This window comes from Paenibacillus sp. FSL R10-2796 (assembly GCF_037965315.1).
GTDB lineage: Bacteria > Bacillota > Bacilli > Paenibacillales > Paenibacillaceae > Paenibacillus_AQ > Paenibacillus_AQ odorifer.
Map to the genome: position 1 here is coordinate 6,433,316 of NZ_CP150178.1, position 17,989 is coordinate 6,451,304.

Annotated in this window: 18 protein-coding genes; 3 read left to right on the forward strand and 15 right to left on the reverse strand. The window is 47.4% G+C overall.

The genetic code is table 11. The features are described 5' to 3' along the window. Positions 1-239: 239 nt before the first annotated feature. The gene (gene deoC / locus NST58_RS28680) at positions 240-917 is read right to left on the reverse strand and encodes a deoxyribose-phosphate aldolase (RefSeq protein WP_036680262.1); all 678 of its coding nucleotides are present in this window, start codon (positions 915-917) and stop codon (positions 240-242) included. Between the two features lie 297 nt (positions 918-1,214). Here deoC and NST58_RS28685 point away from each other — a divergent pair, with 297 nt between their 5' ends. Both NST58_RS28685 and NST58_RS28690 read left to right on the forward strand, forming a co-directional pair. After that, positions 1,215-1,556, forward strand: coding sequence for a hypothetical protein (locus tag NST58_RS28685; RefSeq protein ID WP_076185444.1), 342 nt, complete (start codon positions 1,215-1,217; stop codon positions 1,554-1,556). Between the two features lie 10 nt (positions 1,557-1,566). Further along, positions 1,567-2,559, forward strand: coding sequence for a ketoacyl-ACP synthase III (locus tag NST58_RS28690; RefSeq protein WP_076277142.1), 993 nt, complete (start codon positions 1,567-1,569; stop codon positions 2,557-2,559). A 73-nt stretch (positions 2,560-2,632) separates the two neighbouring features. Here NST58_RS28690 and NST58_RS28695 read toward each other — a convergent pair whose 3' ends face one another. From NST58_RS28695 to NST58_RS28720, 6 genes are all read right to left on the reverse strand, one after another. Continuing rightward, positions 2,633-3,466, reverse strand: a complete 834-nt coding sequence (locus NST58_RS28695) for a prohibitin family protein (protein ID WP_076128733.1) — start codon at positions 3,464-3,466, stop codon at positions 2,633-2,635. 105 nt (positions 3,467-3,571) lie between these two features. Then, entirely contained in the window at positions 3,572-4,345 is a 774-nt protein-coding gene (locus NST58_RS28700) for a hypothetical protein (RefSeq protein WP_076128735.1), read from the reverse strand. 192 nt (positions 4,346-4,537) lie between these two features. Next, positions 4,538-5,536 (reverse strand): LLM class flavin-dependent oxidoreductase, encoded by a 999-nt coding sequence (locus NST58_RS28705; RefSeq protein ID WP_339245032.1) that lies wholly within the window; start codon positions 5,534-5,536, stop codon positions 4,538-4,540. A 21-nt stretch (positions 5,537-5,557) separates the two neighbouring features. Continuing rightward, positions 5,558-6,040: an Rrf2 family transcriptional regulator gene (locus tag NST58_RS28710; RefSeq protein WP_076137019.1), complete on the reverse strand. Its 483-nt coding sequence runs from the start codon at positions 6,038-6,040 to the stop codon at positions 5,558-5,560. 188 nt (positions 6,041-6,228) lie between these two features. Continuing rightward, complete coding sequence (locus NST58_RS28715) at positions 6,229-7,605, reverse strand: SulP family inorganic anion transporter (RefSeq protein ID WP_254857101.1); 1,377 nt, start codon at positions 7,603-7,605, stop codon at positions 6,229-6,231. Positions 7,606-7,866: 261 nt separating this feature from the next. Next, positions 7,867-8,943, reverse strand: a complete 1,077-nt coding sequence (locus tag NST58_RS28720) for a bifunctional 3-deoxy-7-phosphoheptulonate synthase/chorismate mutase (RefSeq protein WP_076185451.1) — start codon at positions 8,941-8,943, stop codon at positions 7,867-7,869. A 623-nt stretch (positions 8,944-9,566) separates the two neighbouring features. Between NST58_RS28720 and NST58_RS28725 the strand changes: the two genes are divergently transcribed. Next, entirely contained in the window at positions 9,567-10,112 is a 546-nt protein-coding gene (locus tag NST58_RS28725; protein WP_038573366.1) for a glutathione peroxidase, read from the forward strand. A 66-nt stretch (positions 10,113-10,178) separates the two neighbouring features. Here the strand turns inward: NST58_RS28725 and NST58_RS28730 are convergent, their stop codons facing one another. The 8 genes from NST58_RS28730 to NST58_RS28765 all read right to left on the reverse strand — a co-directional run bounded on the left by NST58_RS28730 (position 10,179) and on the right by NST58_RS28765 (position 17,969). Then, the gene (locus NST58_RS28730; RefSeq protein ID WP_076099941.1) at positions 10,179-10,520 is read right to left on the reverse strand and encodes a 4Fe-4S binding protein; all 342 of its coding nucleotides are present in this window, start codon (positions 10,518-10,520) and stop codon (positions 10,179-10,181) included. Then, positions 10,517-12,127, reverse strand: a complete 1,611-nt coding sequence (locus tag NST58_RS28735) for an FAD-binding protein (protein ID WP_076185452.1) — start codon at positions 12,125-12,127, stop codon at positions 10,517-10,519. Before NST58_RS28735 ends, NST58_RS28730 begins: the two co-directional genes overlap by 4 nt. Before the next feature lie 159 nt (positions 12,128-12,286). Then, the gene (locus tag NST58_RS28740; RefSeq protein WP_076282670.1) at positions 12,287-13,351 is read right to left on the reverse strand and encodes an ABC transporter substrate-binding protein; all 1,065 of its coding nucleotides are present in this window, start codon (positions 13,349-13,351) and stop codon (positions 12,287-12,289) included. A gap of 47 nt (positions 13,352-13,398) precedes the next feature. Then, on the reverse strand, positions 13,399-13,731 hold the full coding sequence (locus tag NST58_RS28745; protein WP_036680289.1) for a ferredoxin family protein: 333 nt from the start codon (positions 13,729-13,731) through the stop codon (positions 13,399-13,401). Further along, entirely contained in the window at positions 13,728-15,335 is a 1,608-nt protein-coding gene (locus NST58_RS28750; RefSeq protein WP_036680291.1) for an FAD-binding protein, read from the reverse strand. Before NST58_RS28750 ends, NST58_RS28745 begins: the two co-directional genes overlap by 4 nt. 24 nt (positions 15,336-15,359) lie before the next feature. Continuing rightward, positions 15,360-16,247: an ABC transporter permease gene (locus NST58_RS28755; RefSeq protein WP_339188546.1), complete on the reverse strand. Its 888-nt coding sequence runs from the start codon at positions 16,245-16,247 to the stop codon at positions 15,360-15,362. Between the two features lie 35 nt (positions 16,248-16,282). Beyond that, positions 16,283-17,086, reverse strand: coding sequence for an ABC transporter permease (locus NST58_RS28760; protein ID WP_076128755.1), 804 nt, complete (start codon positions 17,084-17,086; stop codon positions 16,283-16,285). Positions 17,087-17,192: 106 nt separating this feature from the next. Next, entirely contained in the window at positions 17,193-17,969 is a 777-nt protein-coding gene (locus tag NST58_RS28765) for an ABC transporter ATP-binding protein (protein ID WP_036680296.1), read from the reverse strand. Positions 17,970-17,989 lie beyond the last annotated feature (20 nt).

A 17,989-nucleotide genomic window follows, 5' to 3' on the forward strand; every position in this document is an offset into this window, starting at 1 on the left:
CACGTCATTTGAAAAGAAAAAAATCTCATTATTCCGGTGTGAATTATTGTACTTTGGTCAAATGCTTCTGCTAGTGTCCTCTACCTACTGGATAACGCTTTCAATATAAATTAATAAAAACCTCAACCTTATGTATAAAACACAATCGCTAATCAAGCTGATCGGTTAATAGTTTGAATCAGGACAGCGGCGAATGAGCTTGTCCTCCTCACTCGCCGCTTCCGATTCAGCCCTTCGGCTTAGTAATTGCTTTGGCTTGTTTCGCCTTTAGCAATCGCTACACCACCACTAGTTCCAATACGGCTTGCACCTGCTTGTACCATTACATGTGCATCTTCTGCACTACGTACACCACCGGAAGCTTTTACACCGATATTAGGTCCAACTGTAGCACGCATAAGCGCGATATCTTCTTTCGTTGCCCCGCCTGTAGAGAATCCAGTGGATGTTTTTACGTAATCTGCTCCGGCCTCAACAGATAGCTTGCAGGCACGAACTTTTTCTTCTTCCGTTAACAGACAAGCCTCAATGATGACTTTTGTCAGGGCTTTGCCGCGCGCTGCATCTACAACAGCTGCAATATCACGTTTAACCAGCTCATCGTTGCCATCTTTTAATGCTCCGATATTGATGACCATATCCACCTCGCCTGCACCTTTAGCGATAGCATCGGTAGTCTCGAATGCTTTGCTCTCTGTTGTCGATGACCCCAGCGGAAAGCCGATTACTGTACATACTTTAACCTCAGGCGTATCTTTCAGCACTTCATGGGCAGTAGCTACCCAAGCAGGGTTTACGCAAACAGAAGCAAACTTATAAGTTTTAGCTTCCTCCGCCAATTTAATAATGTCTTCTTTCCGTGCATCTGCTTTAAGCAGTGTATGATCAATGATCCCCGATAGTGTAATTTCGCTCATTTTTATTATTCCTCCATGATTTGGATAGTAGTTTTTTTCATCTCTGTAATCATACCAATAGAACTGTGCTTTGCAAAGCAAACAGGGTGGGCATGCCTACCTCAAACCTTAATTTGTGCAGATTTTATGGATTTTAAGTAGTTTATCATTCCCTAAATTATCTTTTTAAAAAAATAAAGGTTTAATCCCCTAAACTTTCCCAATTAAAAATACGATAATAGTCTTAGATAAATAGGTTTTTTTATCCTATTCATCAAAATTTTTCTTAGATAAAACTTAGGAGGAGATTAATCAAAAATGGGAAACTTCAATTTCGCCACAAATGCTACAGATCAAAAACTGAATGTACAAGTCGAAGGAACTATGTCGCCAGAAGATGCAGGACGTTTCATTAATGAGTACAACCAAATCATAAGTGCATTCGACCCGAAACAATATGAGATCATCCTAGATTGCAAGACATTGAATGTATCCTCAAAGGACACACTTCCCATGCTTGAGCAATGCTACATACTGTACAAACAATCCGGATTTAAAAAAGTAACCTTTATTATTGCCAAAAGCCCTGTCCTAAAAATGCAGTTAAGCCGAGTGGCACGGGCAACGAAATTAGAAAATTACGAAATTATTGAAGCATAGGAGGCGCCACTTGGGACATATAGCGATTCGCCAAGCTGCTTATTACCACCCAGAGCATATCGTAGATAACGAATATTATCTGAAGCATTTTCAGAGTATGGGCAAGGACATCAAACGATTCCTAGAAGTCATGGGTCGCGACCGGAGATACATCGTAAAAGAACAGGGTGAAAATGCTCTGACGATGGGATTAAAGGCTGCCCAAAAAGTGCTTAGCGAAGCGAATTTGCAAGGTGAGGATATGGACATGATCATGTTCGCTTCACAGACGCCAGAGTACACCTATCCTACCAATGCACTTCTCCTACACCGTATGCTTCAAGGTAAACACCGGACCATTACGCAGGATTCCAATGCTAACTGCGCAGGAATGGTCTCCGCCGTGGAGCAGACAAGTCGTTATATGCAAGCCAATCCCAGCATCAGGTACGCACTCGTTGTAGGAAGCGACTACAGCTCAGTGAACTGCAATACAGATGATGAAATTACTTACCCTAACTTTGGGGACGCCGCAGCAGCAGTGATTCTAGAGCGCAGCAGTGAGCATGCAGGCTTCATAGATTCCCTTTATTACACCGATTCTGAAGGCTCCGAAAATATTATGTTCCCGGCCTGCGGCCTGTCGAATATTTATCAAGAGGGTATGACCCCAGAGCAGATTCGGATACGGTGGACCCCTTTTGACGGTACAGTGTGTGTGGATGCGGCTATAGCGGATATGAAGGAGCTTCTCTCACGCAACGGTCTGACTACGGATGATATCTCTGCATTCTGCCTTTCACAATTCTCACTGAAAAATATCGAGCTCATCCAAATCGGACTTGGGCTAACCGCAGAAAAGTTCATTTATGTAGGCGACGAGTTCGGCTACACAGCCACAAGCAGTCCTTTTATCGCCTTTCAACGCGGAGTCGAGGACGGACGAATCAAACGTGGCGATTATGTCTTCTTTTGGTCAGTTGGCGCTGGCTGGCAAATTCCTACGATGCTTTATCAATATTAATAGCATAAAAAGCCCTACTTCTATAGAAGTAGGGCTTTCATCAGAGGAAATAAATCAGAAACCCAATAATGAATTATTTAGTCAGGGATTGAACATCCACAAAAGGTGTGGCTCCCCCTGTTACAGATGGCAACACGCCGTTCCATTTTTCCAGCGCTTTCTCCTGAACTTCAATTTGCTTCAGCTGCACCAGCTCAGGTGTAACCTCTTGCTTCTTAAGTCTTAAAGATTCAGCCTCTGCTTGCGCCTGGGCGATTTTTTGCTTCGCTTCAATTTCAATCCGCCGGAGATCATTTTCGGCCTTCAATGCCTGCTGCTGGGCGACCTGCTTTGCTTCAATCGACTGGTTAAACGCCTCCGAGAATTTAAAGTTAACGATGTTAATATCGTTGACGATCAGGTCATATTTTGCCAGCCTAGCGGTTAAGTGCTCACTAATCTCACTCGACACTACATCACGACGCGTAATCAAATCCTCTGCTGGATATTTGGCTGTCACTTCTTTAACGATTTCTTGAATAGCCGGATTGATAATTACACTATCAAAATTACCTCCGATATTGTTCATCAGATTAAAGGCGGAAGCCTTATTTACGGAATAGTTCACCGCCACATGTGTGGACACGGGCTGAAGATCTTTTGAAGAGGCTGAAGTATCGGTCTCCGCCTTCGTTACCTGTGTATTGACCTGAATCACCGTCTGAATAAATGGAATTTTAAAATGAATGCCGGGTGACAATGTATTGTCATTTAATTTACCAAAGGTTTTGTATAAACCTACATGCCCATATTCCACAGATACAAAAGAGTTCGCGCCGATCAACAATACAATAAGCACCGCTGCAATACCGGTGACTATTTTTCCCGGACGCAGCTGTTTCAATTTCGGATTCATTTGCATATTCATCCAATACCCCTCCTAGATTATGGATAATCATTCAAGCTTAACCGTCTATACGGAGGTTTAGGGTAAATGGTCGCAGGAAATATTTCAACAGCAGTGGTCATGGCGTTACCGCTCTGGAATCAGTCCTTCTACGGTCAACCGGAATTTCTTGCTCTGCTTGTCCCCGATATTAGAAGCTTCATATATTCCTTCATCCGTTAGCACCACGGAGTCCGCCTTTAAAGCATCATTAACAAAAGTTATCTCAGCGTGATCAACATTCCAGCGGTAAATATAGGCACTCATTGGATTTCCATGTGCGGCTACACCCTCAAAAGATCCATCCTGATCAACATCCAGCTCTTTGGAATGTCCGGTATCAATTTGCAGCAAACCCGAGGGGTTACCGCTCTCGTCGATTAAATAATAGTTACTGAGCGAGTTATTTGCTCCTAGTCCCCCGGTGATTTTCAACACCTTTTCGCTAAACAGCCGCACTACTTCTACCTTAATATCCTCCGGTTGACGATAATTATAAGTTCCTATCGCCCCTAGACTGTATTGTCCTTTGGAAGTAGAAGTTCTGGCATACACATAGTCTTCGTCACTAGCCATCGTATACACACTCACTTTGACTCCTCTGAAGTCTTCCAGCTTCTTCTCTGTAATCAAAGTAGCGCCTGTGGGTGGAGCACTTAGTTGAGAGACTATGGGTATTGTATCCACCAGCTTCCAATCCAGCTTAATGAGGTTAGCAGCGGTGTTTGTTGGCTTCGGTCTTGAGATGTGGTAGTCGTTAGCCGATTGAGAGGGGGATGGGTCCACCTGATGTTGGCAACCTGCCAGCAGATTCATTAGAAGCAAGGCTGTCAGCGTAACGGATTTATGTAAAGGAAACATCCTTGATCACCTCCTATCCTCTTTTTAAAATTAAATCTTTCATTAATCATAGATGAAGTTAGGCATTCAAATGTTACTTTTAGGAGGCGGGAGGGTTAATTTATTGTCTTTTGAGGGTATGCGCCGATCAAAAAGCTGAATTGGCATACAAAAAACCCGCATGAAATGCGGGTTAAGGTTAGCTATCCAGAATCAAGAGCCTAGCAGTTCACGCGCCAGTAGCCGGTAAACCTCTAGCCGTTTCTCCTGCGAATGTGGGATGCTGCATATCATTGCTTCTTGGAATCCATATTGTGCTTGTTCTTCTTGCAAACGTACGGCGATGTCTTTAACCGCCCCAACTAAATGAATCTTGCGCCCTTCCTTGATTGACATCCGGTCAATTTCCGATAGCGAAATGTTCTGAGCTTCTTCTGGTGTCAGCACCTGAGTAATCCGGCCCTTACTCATCATCAACCGAAAAATATCCTGCGGTAATGCTTCATACTCAGCTTCTTCCTTCGTTTCTGCTGTGGTCACCATATAGGATACACTGATCTCTGGTTTGTCCATAAAGATAGAAGGCTGGTAGTTATTCCGGTAATGGTCCAAGATCTCATTACTCATCGCACCATTAAAAAATTGTGCGAAGGAGTATCCGACTCCCATTTGTGCAGCTTTTCGCGCACTATTGCCGCTCGAGCCTAACAGCCATACTTCAGGGAGCGCCACCTTCGTTGGAGCAGCGAGATTTTTGGCATATAGCTCATCTTCCGGAATCTGATCACTAAGCAGCTGCATGGTAATGCCAAGCTTGTCATACATATTATGCAGCATTAACTCACGGCCTTCAGATAACGCGTACATGGCGCTTGTATCGCCACCAGGAGCTCGTCCCACACCAAAATCAATTCTCCCCGGGGTAAAAGCACTTAACGTTTTAAATACTTCAGCCAGCTTAAGCGGAGAATAATGCATCATCATTACACCGCCGGTGCCGATTCGAATACGGTTGGTCTTGGCGGCTAAACGGGCAGCCGTTACTTCCGGAGCTGAGCTAGCAAATGTATTTCCGCCATGGTGCTCTGCCATCCACATTCTGCTATATCCCAGCTCATCTGCTAAAATAGCGAGTTCTTCTGCTTTATTCAGGGCACCTTCCGCAGTGTTGCCGCTTGTCACGGGTGCCTGATCCAATACGCTTAATCTCATGCGAATACATCCCTTCTTTGGTTAGATGACCATTTTATTACTGACCCATTCCTCTAGGGCAGCAATCTTATCTTTAAAGCGTTCACCACGCATTTCCTCCGACAACGAAGCAATAGTCTCCCGCTTTAATACGGCTTTCCAAGAGGATTCAGCTTCTTCCATCAGATTCGATAACAGGCAGCAGCTGTCTTCTTTTTCTAAATCCAACATGTCTACCAGAATACCATTCGATGAATACAGCGACTGCTGGCCTTCCACCGCAAGGTAAACGTCATATACACGAATATCTTCAGGGCTTTTCTTTAATTTAAAACCGCCTTTAATGCCGGGAACAGACGTGATGATATCTGCGGTTACCAGCTTTCTTAACAGTTTCTGAAAATAGGTCGCCGATGCTCCGAGCTGCTGGCTAATCGCTTCCCCAGACAACACCGCCTTATCCGGCAGCATGTTGAGTAGAACCAGTGCATATACCGACTGCTCTACCCCTGTTTTCATATGCATGTACAGCACCTCGATTTACGTAAATAGCTTGATTCAAACTGTAGATAATACCATCCGCGTATAAAGCGGATAAACATTATCCACTTTATATTTTATATTATTTTAAACCCAAAGTAAAACCTTGCTGGCCTTTCTTCCAGTTAATATCTGCTATAAAAAAAAGATCGCGCATATAGCGCAATCTTTTTTCATATGGATAATCCCACCCGCTGAACCAGCTGTGAGCTCTGGTCATTAAGTCCGGTAATGGTGACTTTTTTGCCATGCTCGGCGTATTTGCTCATCGTCTTCGCTATGGCATGGACAGCGGATTGGTCCCACACATGGGAGTGTGAAAAATCGATAATAATATGATCCGGATCGCTATCGTAGGCGAATTCATGAATGAAGTGGCTTGTCGTGCCGAAGAACAACTGGCCGGATACCGCATATGTTTTGGAAGAGGTTGCTTCCTGAACAGTTAGGCGGATCGAAGCTATTTTCCAAGCAAACGTTAAAGCACTTAGCAGAACTCCAAACAAAACCCCAATAGAAAGGTTGTCCGTAACCACTACAGTGACCACCGTCACAATCATAACCAGCGCATCGCTTAGCGGAACACGGGTTAAAGTTTTGAGTGAGCCCCATTCAAAGGTGCTGATACAGACCATTATCATTACGCCGACGAGCGCGCCCATCGGGATCTGCTTCACCACATCGCCAAGTACGATAATTAAGAATAATAAAAAGATCCCTGATACAAACGTGGACAGACGCGTGCGTCCTCCTGACTTCATGTTAACCATCGATTGGCCAATCATCGCACAGCCTGCCATCCCTCCGAAAAAACCAGTGACTACATTCGCAAGCCCCTGTCCCTTCGCCTCTCTGTTCTTATCACTACCTGTGCCCGTAATATCATCTATTAAGGTGGCAGTCATCAGGGATTCCAATAGCCCAACTACAGCCAGCGAAAGTGAATATGGCAAAATAATAAGCAGAGTATCCAACGTAAATGGGATTTGCGGGAGATGGAATAGTGGCAAAGTTGCTGTAATATTCCCCATATCGCCTACGGTTCTTACGTCCAGATGAAGAGCGATGCTAAGAATAGAAACAATAACAATCGCTACAAGTGCTGAAGGTACGGCTTTGGTAAACCGAGGAACCGTGTAGATAATAAGCAAGGTCAGAGCTACCAGTCCGTACATCACCCAGCCTTGTCCTTTAAAATGGGTAAGCTGTGCCATAAAAATCAGTATCGCTAGCGCGTTGACAAAACCCGTCATGACCGGCTGTGGCAAAAACGTGATAAACCGCCCCAGCTTTAGCATCCCCATCAATATCTGAAACACGCCAGCCAGTACAGTTGCCGCGAACAGATACTCTATTCCGTGTTCTAATACGAGACTTCCGACTAACAGAGCCATAGCTCCCGTAGCCGCCGAGATCATTCCGGGTCTGCCTCCGGCAAGTGCCGTTACAATCGCAATGCAAAAAGAGGCATATAAACCAACCATCGGACTTACTCCCGCCAGGATCGAAAAAGCGATCGCTTCAGGAATCAGCGCAACGGCTACGGTCATCCCCGATAAAATATCGGTTCGAGTGTTAGAAAACCACCCATTATTTAAGGTAAGCTGCTTCAAAATCTATTTTCCTCCTGTGACTATTAAAATGTGTGGATCTTTTGTCAGAAAAGACCCGGGGCCGGTGCAACGCTAATGTTGCTTATTGTACTCGACCCACCTTCACCTTCACAAAAAGATTAGTTAGACTTGTAAGCGCTTATACACCTCATTTTCTAGCGAATCCTTAAAATATCATGCAAATTCTATATTTCTAGATTACCGGTACAATCCGGAAGCCTTCACTTCATTAAAGAAGGTGTTGAATTCATCAATGTTCAGCTGCTGAGCGGCATCAGACAATGCGGTTGCAGGATCAGGATGCACTTCCACCATTATGCCGTCAGCTCCAGCTGCGAGTGCGGCTTTCGCACATGGAATAAGGATGTCTTTGCGGCCTGTCGAGTGAGTTACATCAACCAATACTGGCAAATGACATTCCTGTTTGAGAATTGGCACTGCTGAGATATCAAGCGTATTGCGGGTCGCTTTTTCATAGGTACGAATTCCACGTTCAATCAGCATGATCTGTGTGTTTCCACGAGACATGATGTATTCCGCTGCATGGATGAATTCATCGAGTGTGGCAGCCAATCCACGTTTCAGCAGTACCGGCTTGTCGACTTCTCCGACCGCTTTTAGCAGCTCGAAATTATGCATATTACGTGCACCGATCTGGATGATATCCACATAATCAAGTGACTCTTCAATATGTCTTGGATCTACAATTTCGCTGATGGTCAGCAGTCCATATTCATTTGCTGCTTCTCGTAATATTCTTAAACCGTCCATTCCCAGTCCTTGAAAATCATAAGGTGAAGTCCGAGGCTTGAAGGCACCACCACGCATTACACGTACTCCGGCTTTTTGCAGGGCGGCAGCTACGGTGCGAGTCTGTAGTTCACTTTCCACGGAGCAAGGACCGGCTACCATCAGTGAAGAAGCACCGCCAACCGTTACATCTCCCGGCAGAACAATCACTGTATCCTCTTTGTGGCTCTTTCGGGCTACCAGTAAAGTTTTTTTATGATCATCTGTTTGTAAGTCCAGAGAAGCTGAGAAAATTTGTTTGAAGAGGCTACGGATCGTCCCGTTAGTGAAAGGGCCTTTGTTGCTCGCTACGAGCTTATCCAGCATCTGTTTTTCCCGTTCTGGATCAAATTTAGGGACACCTTGTTTTTCTTTAACTCCTCCAATCTCCTGAACAATCTTAGCCCGCTCGGAGATCAGCTCCAGCAATTGCCCATTAATTTCATCCAGACGACCTCTAAGAACATCCAATTCCACGTTACTCATTACCCTTCCACTCCCTCTTTTTGTTATAATTTGGAACGCAAAAAGGCCCCCCGTCGCAAGGGACGAGGAGCCGTGGTACCACCCTTATTTAGAATTAACCCGAATACTAGCACAAAGGAATAGAATCTCATATTCCCCTGACTAAGAATTAATTCTGTCTTTCACCCGGTAACGCGGGGCGCGGGCCTCCCTACTCATACCTGCCACAACCTGTGACAAACTACTTCAGGGGCCGACTCGGAAGTGAACTTCGGCATTAATCGTCTCATGAGGGTGCTCTCAGTCTCCGGCACGCCTTCCCTGTTAAGATCCGCTATAATGCTTACTCTCTTCGTCATAGTCCTTATCTATGTCAGCGCGGCTTTTGCGCTGGTTTCTGCTATCTTAATCAAAAAACGTTCCCGATGCAAGATAATAATGGAACGCAGAGTAGCTTTAACGCAATAAATTTTTTTGACTGATCCATACCCATTATCTATCCTATTCCAACCTTGCAATTACGGTTCCAATTCCTTCAAGCTGAATTGTTTGACAGCGATAATTGAATTGTTTACAATTTAATTATTATAAATATTTCCTGTTCTTTTTCAAAAAGCATAGATAACTGAAGGGATGTAGCAGCCATGAGCATTTATCAATATTCAGCACGCAGTATTCGGGGAAAAGATATCGAGCTAGAGCAATACAAAGGTAAAGTGCTACTGATAGTGAATACAGCAAGTAAGTGCGGATTTACCCACCAATATTCAGATCTGCAAAAGCTTTATGAGCGGTACGAGGAACGCGGCCTCCAAATTCTCGGCTTTCCTTCCAATCAATTTGGAGAGCAAGAACCCGGCAGCAATGAAGAGGTTAATGTATTTTGCCAAATCAATTACGGGGTAACCTTCCCACTCTTTGAAAAGGTTGACGTAAAAGGCGAAGCTAAACACCCTCTTTTCACCTACCTGACAGAACAGGCTGGATTTGAAGGGTTCGACATCAACCATTCTTCAGGAAAGCTGCTGCAAAGCATGCTTGAAGACAAAGATCCAGAGGCTCTGAACAATGACGAAATCAAGTGGAACTTCACTAAATTCCTGATTGATCGCGAAGGCAATGTGGTCACTAGATTCGAATCTACGGTGGACCCGCTGGATATTGAACCAGCTATCGAAGCCCTGCTATAAGTTTCTAATATATGAAATATCCGCCCAGCTTTCGGGCGGATTTTTTGGGTTTAAGCATCTGCTTAATCATGTTCGGTACTGCTCGGTAAACACTTCAAAATAAGGAGTCGTGTCCCTCTCCGCCATCGAACCATTCGCACCAGGTCCCCAGCCGATTTCAGCACGCCAGCTTCCCAACACACCTGACTGAATCAGCGCCTCCTCATTTACACCGATCAGCTGATCCGCCTGTGGTGCCACGTATAAAGCATCTACAGGACAATAAGCTTCACACATGAAACAGGTCTGGCAATCTTCCTGACGGGCAATGACCGGAATCTTCCCCTGCATTTCGAATACGTTCGTCGGACATACTTTCGTACACAGCTTACAACCAACACAACGCTCCAAGCTGATTAATTCGATCATATCGCTTGCCCCTCCTTCAGCGCATTCAGTTCATGAGCATGGGGCACAGCCTCTGTACTGACGCTTATATGTTGAATACCGGATAAGATCAGCCGGTGAGTCTGGCGCGGATCAAGCTCCGGATATTCCGCTAGCTTTTGCAGTCCGCGGGTCTCTTTCCGGGCGAGTGCCGCGGTGTACATCCACCTGCCGACCGCGAGCATAGCCGCGGCTTCACGTGATTGCACGATGCCCTGAACGCTGGCAGGAGCCTGCCCGTTCAAATAGGGCATCAAGGCATTCAGCCGCTTCAAGGCTGAAGAAATGCCCGGCTCGCTGCGGAAATAATTGATCTGCAGCGGCAAGATTTCACGCTGGATTGCCGCGATTAGCGGCTTCACCTCCAGCGTTTCCGAGGCATCGGCGCCAGCCGCCAGCCCGTAGCGTCCCGCTGCGGTCAGCTTGCGGCTGTTCGCCTGTCCTCGGCAGGACAGCGCATGCTGCGCGGCTCCCTGTCCAGCCCAGCTTCCGCTGCACATGGCCCAGGAAGCGTTATAAGCCCCGCCGCCGGAGATGGCGCCGGTCACTTTCTCGCGAGATGCGGCATCACCGGCCGCATAGAGTCCGGGCACGGTCGTCTGGCAATCCGTACCGCTCAAGCGCAGACCCCCAGTCCCGCGCATCGTGCCCTCATAGCGCAGGGTGAGCGGGAATTTCTGCTTAAACGCATCAATTCCCGCCCGCTCCAGCGGCATAAAGAAAATCGGATGCGCTTTGCGCAGGAAATCCTGTTTCTCCGCGGTGTCTGCCAGATCCAGCGAAGCGTAAACCGGACCCTTCAGCATCAGCTCAGGAATGCTGCCAAAGGTCCGATCCCCTCTATGCAACGGATGACCGTCCGCGTCATAGAGAGTGGCCCAAGCCAGCATACGGCCACGTGTTACGGTTCCGTCCGCAAAGCTTGGCGCATATTGGCGGCTGAATTCCATGCCCGAGAGATCAGCTCCCACCTCTGCGGACATCAACAATCCTTCCCCTGTCAGCACGTTGCAACCAAGACCTTTGCTGAGAAAAGCACAGCCGCCGGTAGCCATCACAACGGCATTTGCCTTCACTTCCCAGGACTCTCCTGTCAGGCGGTTGATCCCACGCGCTCCACCAACACCGTGTTCATCGTGAAGAAGTTCCAGCGCTGGTGACTGATCGAGGATTGTGACCCCTGCTTTGCGCACAACTTTTCGCATAATCCGCATATATTCTGGTCCATGGAGGTGAGTGCGCAGTGAGTTTCCTTCTCCATCCTTCGGAAAGGGATACCCCCACTGCTCCACTTGAGCCAGGTTCTGTTCGACCTGATCCAACACCCGGTGAATCCAAGCATTCTCCGACAAATATCCGCCGGCCTTAAGTCTGGCCTGCACTGCCTGCTCCCGCAGCTCGGCAATGGGAGGGATAACGAGCAACGTTGTTCCTCCAGGTGCAGTTGCGCCACTAGTGCCCAAGTAGCCCTTATCCGCCAGGACTACCTTTGCACCTTGCGAGGCTGCACTCCATGCCGACCACGCCCCAGCAGGACCTCCGCCAAGCACGAGGACATCCACTGTCATTTCCTTCTTAAGCTGCGACATATTTTTTCCTCCTACACCATTAGCTGAGTTAGTTGAACTTAAAAATCACTAAAGGGAGGAGTGGCGGAGAGGCGGCCGAAAGTCCAAACATTCACCGCAGTCACTCAATTACCTTTACAGAAGAATCTTAAGTTCAATTAAAGCAGCTTTTAAGCAACTTTATTTCAGCTGCCAATCGCTAATATTGAAGTCTTTTTTCGCTAACTTCTCTTCTACGAGGAAGTTTTTGGTACCGTCCAGCAGCTTTGTTCCTTCATCAGTGAACGCAGTATCCTTGATATCACTAATCGGATTCACTTGCTTCGCCAGCTCAGGCGTTGTATCTCCGATTTCAGCCAGAAATTGATAATACTCATCTTCATGCTGCTTCAAGTCTGCCAAGGCTTTCTCTCTAGCTTCGTTCCATACCTTCGGAAAATCAGGGAATTTCGCCAGATAATCCTCAGACACAACTGTTGCGCTAGAACCAAGCAGGTTCGGGTGCTTCGAAGCATCATCCAAGTGAGTGTAACCTTGGTCAATCAGCTTCAGCGCAGGAACACCTAGATTTGTTGTAGCATCTACATCTCCACGGGCTAAAGCTGCAGTAGCATCAGGAATGAGCATATGCACGAGTTTGTAGTCGGTCACGCCTTCTTCCTGTAGTAATCCAACTACATAACGGTGCATGAAGGAGCCTTTTTGAATCGCGATAGTTTTACCTTGCAGATCTTTCACCGTCTTGGGCCCATCCTTCTTGCCGATCAAATAACCAATCGTGTTCGCGGAAGATTGTGAAATCAGACGGGTCTTGGCTCCAGAAGCGTAGGCAATAATAGCAGGTGTATCTCCAAGGCTGCCGATATCCAGCCGACCACTAATCAAGGATTCTGTCTGATCCGGACCGTTTGGAAAGCCAGTAAGCTTCACTTCAGTAATGCCGTATTTCTTCAACTCTTCTTGAATAATCCCTTTATAAAAGCCCCAACCCTCTGCACCGCCGGGCACATTCAATTTGTTGGAACCGATAAACCCAAAGTTCAATACCGCTGGAACATTGCTCGTGCTCGTGGCCCCTTCTCCCGCCTTCTCCGTATTTGATCCCCCGGAGGCAGATGCTCCATTGCCGCCCGTATTATTTCCGCAAGCCTGAAGCACCAGCATGGCCATCATAATTGTAGTTAAAAGTGCAAACCGAATCTTCCTAGAACGTTTCCCTTGAATCTCTCTGTACGCTTGTTTCATTGTTTCTCCCCCTAGGTTTATGCTATTTATTTAAATCTTGATCCAGCTCAGAACCCTGCCCTCGACGCCAATTTATACATAAAGTCATGGCTTGCTACAGGCTGCCTGCCCTTACCCCAGCCTACTTTTTCACGATAACCGCCAAGTAGTCCCTGCTCCTGAAGTTCCGCTTCTGTCACACCGATAATATTCTCAGAGTCTGGTGCAACGTAGAGAGCATCGACAGGACAATACAGCTCACACATAAAGCAAGTCTGGCAATCACTCTGCCGGGCAATAACAGGAATGCCATCCTCTACCCGTTCGAAAACATTAGTCGGGCAGACAGATACACATTGGTTGCACTCTACACATCTGGCAGCGCTGATCACCTCAATCACGATAGAACACCCTCCTTAGCCACGGCTTCCGTCTTCACCCATACCTGATCTAATCCGCCACTGATCAAGCGGTGATGCTGGCCATGATCTGTAGCCTTGAAATCCTCACGCTTATGCATGCCTCTCGTCTCTGTACGAGCAAGTGCAGAATTGTACATCCAGCGGGCTGTTGCGGTCATGGCTTCGGCTTCCCGTGCCTTGACCCCTTCTGGCGTACGCTGAATTTCGCGGCTTCGTTGCTCTTTCCACAATCCATCCAGACGATCTAGTGCAGACGTCAGCCCTTGTTCTGTCCGGAACAAATTGATGTCATACGGCTTCACCTCAGCCTGTACAGCAGACACATACTCTGCTGTTTGGGCTGCCACTCCCGGCTTCACTTCCTGATGCACCAGTGGTGATGACGATAAGCCGACTGGACTACGCTGCGCAGCGTGCGACCCCAGACTCTGTGCATAGACAGCAGCTCCTTCACCAGCAAAAGAACCTGAAGACATCGCCCACGCCGCATTATGGCTGCCACCGCCAGTAAAACCTCCGCAAATCAGCTCGCGGGTAGCAGCATCTCCTGCCGCGTAAAGTCCGGGAACACCTGTGCCGCAGCTTTCATCTGTAATATGGATGCCACCCGTCCCCCGAACCGTGCCTTCGAGCCGCAAAGTAACCGGAAACGCATCCTTGAACGGATCAATTCCCTGGCGGTCAAAAGGAAGGAAAAAGTTCGTCTGCGCCACCCGCAGCAGCGGTCTTAAATCCTCTGGTGCCCCATCCAGCTTGGCGTACACCTGATTACCTGCCAACAGATTCCGGGCAATTACAGAACGGCCTTTCTTGGAACCGGCTCCCTCCACAATGCTTCCATCCTCATAATAAAAGCTGGCATAGCTGTAATACGCCGTCTTGGTCACCGAAGAGAACGTAGGGCAGATCGCATAGGCATTGGAGAATTCCATGCCGGACAGATTCGCCCCAGCCTCAGCAGCGAAGAGATAACCATCTCCGGTCAACACGTTGCAGCCAAGTGCCTTGCTTAGGAAGGCGCAGCCTCCGGTAGCAATAACGACTGCTCCTGCCTGAACAGTCCAGGTTTCTCCACTCTGGGTATGAACTCCAGCCGCTCCAGCTACGCCATGCTCATCTGCCAGGAGTTCCAAGGCTGGGCTGTGATCTAGAATTTTAACGCCTGCCTTTTTCACCAGCCTACGCATTAATTTCATATATTCCGGTCCTTGCAGACTTCTTCGGAATTGATTGCCCTGCTCATCTACAGGGAATGGATAACCGGAAACACCCAGCTTGTTCATATTGGCATAGGTTTGATCCAGCACCCGGTCCATCCAGCGAGATTCAGCCAGCTGCCCGCCAAGCGCATAACGACTTGCTTTTGCCTCTTTCCGGAGCTTCTCATCCGGCTTCACATACCAGACTCCCGTTCCCGACGGTGCCGTTGCCCCACTTGAACCGCAGTACCCTTTATCTGCAAGGATTACTTTGGCCCCCTTCGCTGATGCAGTAAGGGCTGCCCACGTTCCTGCCGGACCTCCTCCGATAACGAGCACGTCTGCCACCAAATTCACCGATCCTTTTTTCACCGATCCACTCATATGTTCAAGACCTCCTCAGTTTGTTTAGCCTTCGTAACTATCGCGCCAGAACAGGAACTTTCGTTCAATAATCCGGAACAAGGAATCGATCAGCTTACCGACAATTGCGAAAATAATAATGCCTACGAATACAACCTCCGTATTAGAGTTCTGCTTCGCCTCATTGATAAGAAAACCAATACCTGACTGTGATCCAATAAGCTCTGCTACAACCAAACCAATCCAAGCTACAGCCAGCGACAATCTTAGCCCTAACAAAATTCCGGGCAGCGCCGCCGGGAGTATAAGCCTGCGCAGCTTCTGATATGGACTGAATCCCAATACACGAGCTACTTCGAACAATTTATTGTCCACATTGCGGATGCCCATAAACGTATTAATATAGAGCGGAAAAAATGAGCCTGTCATAATGATCACAACTTTTGACATCTCTCCAAACCCGAACCAGAGAATAATGAGCGGCGCTATAGCTAAATGGGGAACAAGCCTAAGCACTTGTACGCTAGGATCGAGCACATATTCTACACTGCGAAACAAGCCAGTCAGTACGCCGAATAGAAGACCCAACACACCTCCAATAAGAAATCCGATGCCCGCCCTACCCATGCTGACACCCAGATGATGAGTTAACTCTCCAGTAACCAACAAGTCGGTAAAAGCTCTTGCAATCGAAAGCGGAGTCGGCAAAAAGGTTGCGGAGACCAGCCCCGTACTCCCTGCCAGCTGCCAAAGGACTAACGTCACCACCGGGATAATTGCACCCATTCCCCAATCAGAGAGCAGGGTTTTCCATGCAACTTGTATTGCAGGTTTCTTCGGTGTCTTCTTGGATAAAGGAGCTGTGCCGCTGCTATCCAGCGTTTCTCTGGCTCTTTTAGTATTTTTGATAATAGCTTCTACTCCATCGCTCATGGTGCATCCCCCTTTTGTTTAATGAGCGTTCAAGGTTATCCGCGATAACTGTCTTGCCATCTCAACAACCGTCGTTCAATGTAACGAACAATGGAATCACTCAACAATCCAGCTACGGCAAAAATAATAATTCCCACGAACACCACTGGTGTGTCCGCGAATTGACGCGCGTCGGACATCATGTATCCAATGCCTGAGGTAGATGCAATAAGCTCTGCCACTACTAACCCCAGCCAAGAAAGCCCTAGAGAGAGACGCACTCCAAGAATAATGTTCGGCAGCGCTGCTGGAAGTACTAACCTGCCAATCTGCTTCAATCGGCTGAAGCCAAGTACCCGGGAAACTTCGAACAGCTTGTTATCCACGCCGCGAATTCCCATGAACGTATTGATATAAAGCGGGAAAAAAGCTCCCTTAGCTATCAATAGCACCTTCGACTCCTCACCGATCCCGAACCATAAAATGAACAGCGGTACTACCGCCAGACTGGGAATCATGCGGATCATTTGCAGGGAAGGATCTAACAGCTTCTCCGATCTGCGGAACAGGCCTACGAGAAGTCCTAACAGCAGACCCAGTCCACCACCTAGCAGGAATCCAGAAAAGGCTCTGACCAAGCTGATTCTAAAGTTCGGCCACAGATCGCCTGAAGCCGCTAAAGTTACAAAAGATTCCGCAATCGTATACGGCGTAGGGAACAGCATCTCCGAGATCATTCCATAATGCCCGAGCGTCTGCCACAGAATTAGCACACTGCCCGGCAGCAAAAGACCAAGTCCTAGTGTTGCCACCTTTCCGGGTCTTCCGGAAGTTCTTATGACTACAGCCCGATTTGTCATACTTTGAACCCACCTTTTTTCAGCTTTACAATCACTTTAATTAAACAGAAAGAGACCCTCGAATGTTAATGCCTTCGAAAGTCTCCATGGGTATGGTCGACCTATTTTATATTCCGGCTCCGTCTGTAAGCTCTAGCTCATCTACCTTTTCAAAATAATTCAACACCTTCAAACGCAGCTCTTGAAAGGATGTCGTTGTTTTTTTTCGTGGATACGGTAAATCTATCGGTACAATTTTACGTATTTTCCCGGGACGCGGCTCTAGAATCACTACCCGATTCCCCAAGAACACAGCCTCATCAATATCATGTGTCACAAAAATCATGGTTGTTTGGTTAGCCCGCCAAATGTCCAGCAATACCGTCTGCATATGAGCCCGAGTGAATGCATCCAGTGCACCAAACGGTTCGTCCAGCAGCAGTATTTTCGGATTGCGCAGAAGTGCACGAGCTATTGCCACCCGCTGGGCCATCCCTCCCGACAACTCGCGGGGATAAGATTTCTCAAATCCATTTAACTTCACCAGATCAATCAATTCATCGACCTTCCGCCTAACCTCCTTGTTCCCTAGCGGTAAATCAGAGGCAATATTCTTCTCAACGGTAAGCCAGGGAAAGAGGCGATGCTCCTGAAAAATAAAACCCTTATCGATCCCAGGACCCCCAATCTCCGCCCCTTCCAGGGTGACACTGCCAGTGTACCCGCTATCCAGACCGGCTACGATGCGTAATAGTGTACTTTTTCCACAGCCGCTGGGGCCGATGACTGTAATAAATTCGCCCTCCTGTACATGGAGATCTACATTATGGAGTGCTTGAACATGACCACCGGCAGACTCAAAACGTTTATTTAGGTTCGAAATAGACAGCAACGCTTCTCCCACCTTGACCCCTCCTTTAATCT

What these genes read in the sequence shown, in the direction of transcription:
- deoC (WP_036680262.1), bottom strand. Translation starts at nt 917, where the DNA reads ATGAGCGAAATTACACTATCGGGGATCATTGATCATACACTGCTTAAA.
- NST58_RS28685 (WP_076185444.1), top strand. Translation starts at nt 1,215, where the DNA reads ATGGGAAACTTCAATTTCGCCACAAATGCTACAGATCAAAAACTGAAT.
- NST58_RS28695 (WP_076128733.1), bottom strand. Translation starts at nt 3,466, where the DNA reads ATGAATATGCAAATGAATCCGAAATTGAAACAGCTGCGTCCGGGAAAA.
- NST58_RS28700 (WP_076128735.1), bottom strand. Translation starts at nt 4,345, where the DNA reads ATGTTTCCTTTACATAAATCCGTTACGCTGACAGCCTTGCTTCTAATG.
- NST58_RS28705 (WP_339245032.1), bottom strand. Translation starts at nt 5,536, where the DNA reads ATGAGATTAAGCGTATTGGATCAGGCACCCGTGACAAGCGGCAACACT.
- NST58_RS28710 (WP_076137019.1), bottom strand. Translation starts at nt 6,040, where the DNA reads ATGCATATGAAAACAGGGGTAGAGCAGTCGGTATATGCACTGGTTCTA.
- NST58_RS28715 (WP_254857101.1), bottom strand. Translation starts at nt 7,605, where the DNA reads ATGACCGTAGCCGTTGCGCTGATTCCTGAAGCGATCGCTTTTTCGATC.
- NST58_RS28720 (WP_076185451.1), bottom strand. Translation starts at nt 8,943, where the DNA reads ATGAGTAACGTGGAATTGGATGTTCTTAGAGGTCGTCTGGATGAAATT.
- NST58_RS28725 (WP_038573366.1), top strand. Translation starts at nt 9,567, where the DNA reads ATGAGCATTTATCAATATTCAGCACGCAGTATTCGGGGAAAAGATATC.
- NST58_RS28730 (WP_076099941.1), bottom strand. Translation starts at nt 10,520, where the DNA reads ATGATCGAATTAATCAGCTTGGAGCGTTGTGTTGGTTGTAAGCTGTGT.
- NST58_RS28735 (WP_076185452.1), bottom strand. Translation starts at nt 12,127, where the DNA reads ATGTCGCAGCTTAAGAAGGAAATGACAGTGGATGTCCTCGTGCTTGGC.
- NST58_RS28740 (WP_076282670.1), bottom strand. Translation starts at nt 13,351, where the DNA reads ATGAAACAAGCGTACAGAGAGATTCAAGGGAAACGTTCTAGGAAGATT.
- NST58_RS28750 (WP_036680291.1), bottom strand. Translation starts at nt 15,335, where the DNA reads ATGAGTGGATCGGTGAAAAAAGGATCGGTGAATTTGGTGGCAGACGTG.
- NST58_RS28755 (WP_339188546.1), bottom strand. Translation starts at nt 16,247, where the DNA reads ATGAGCGATGGAGTAGAAGCTATTATCAAAAATACTAAAAGAGCCAGA.
- NST58_RS28760 (WP_076128755.1), bottom strand. Translation starts at nt 17,086, where the DNA reads ATGACAAATCGGGCTGTAGTCATAAGAACTTCCGGAAGACCCGGAAAG.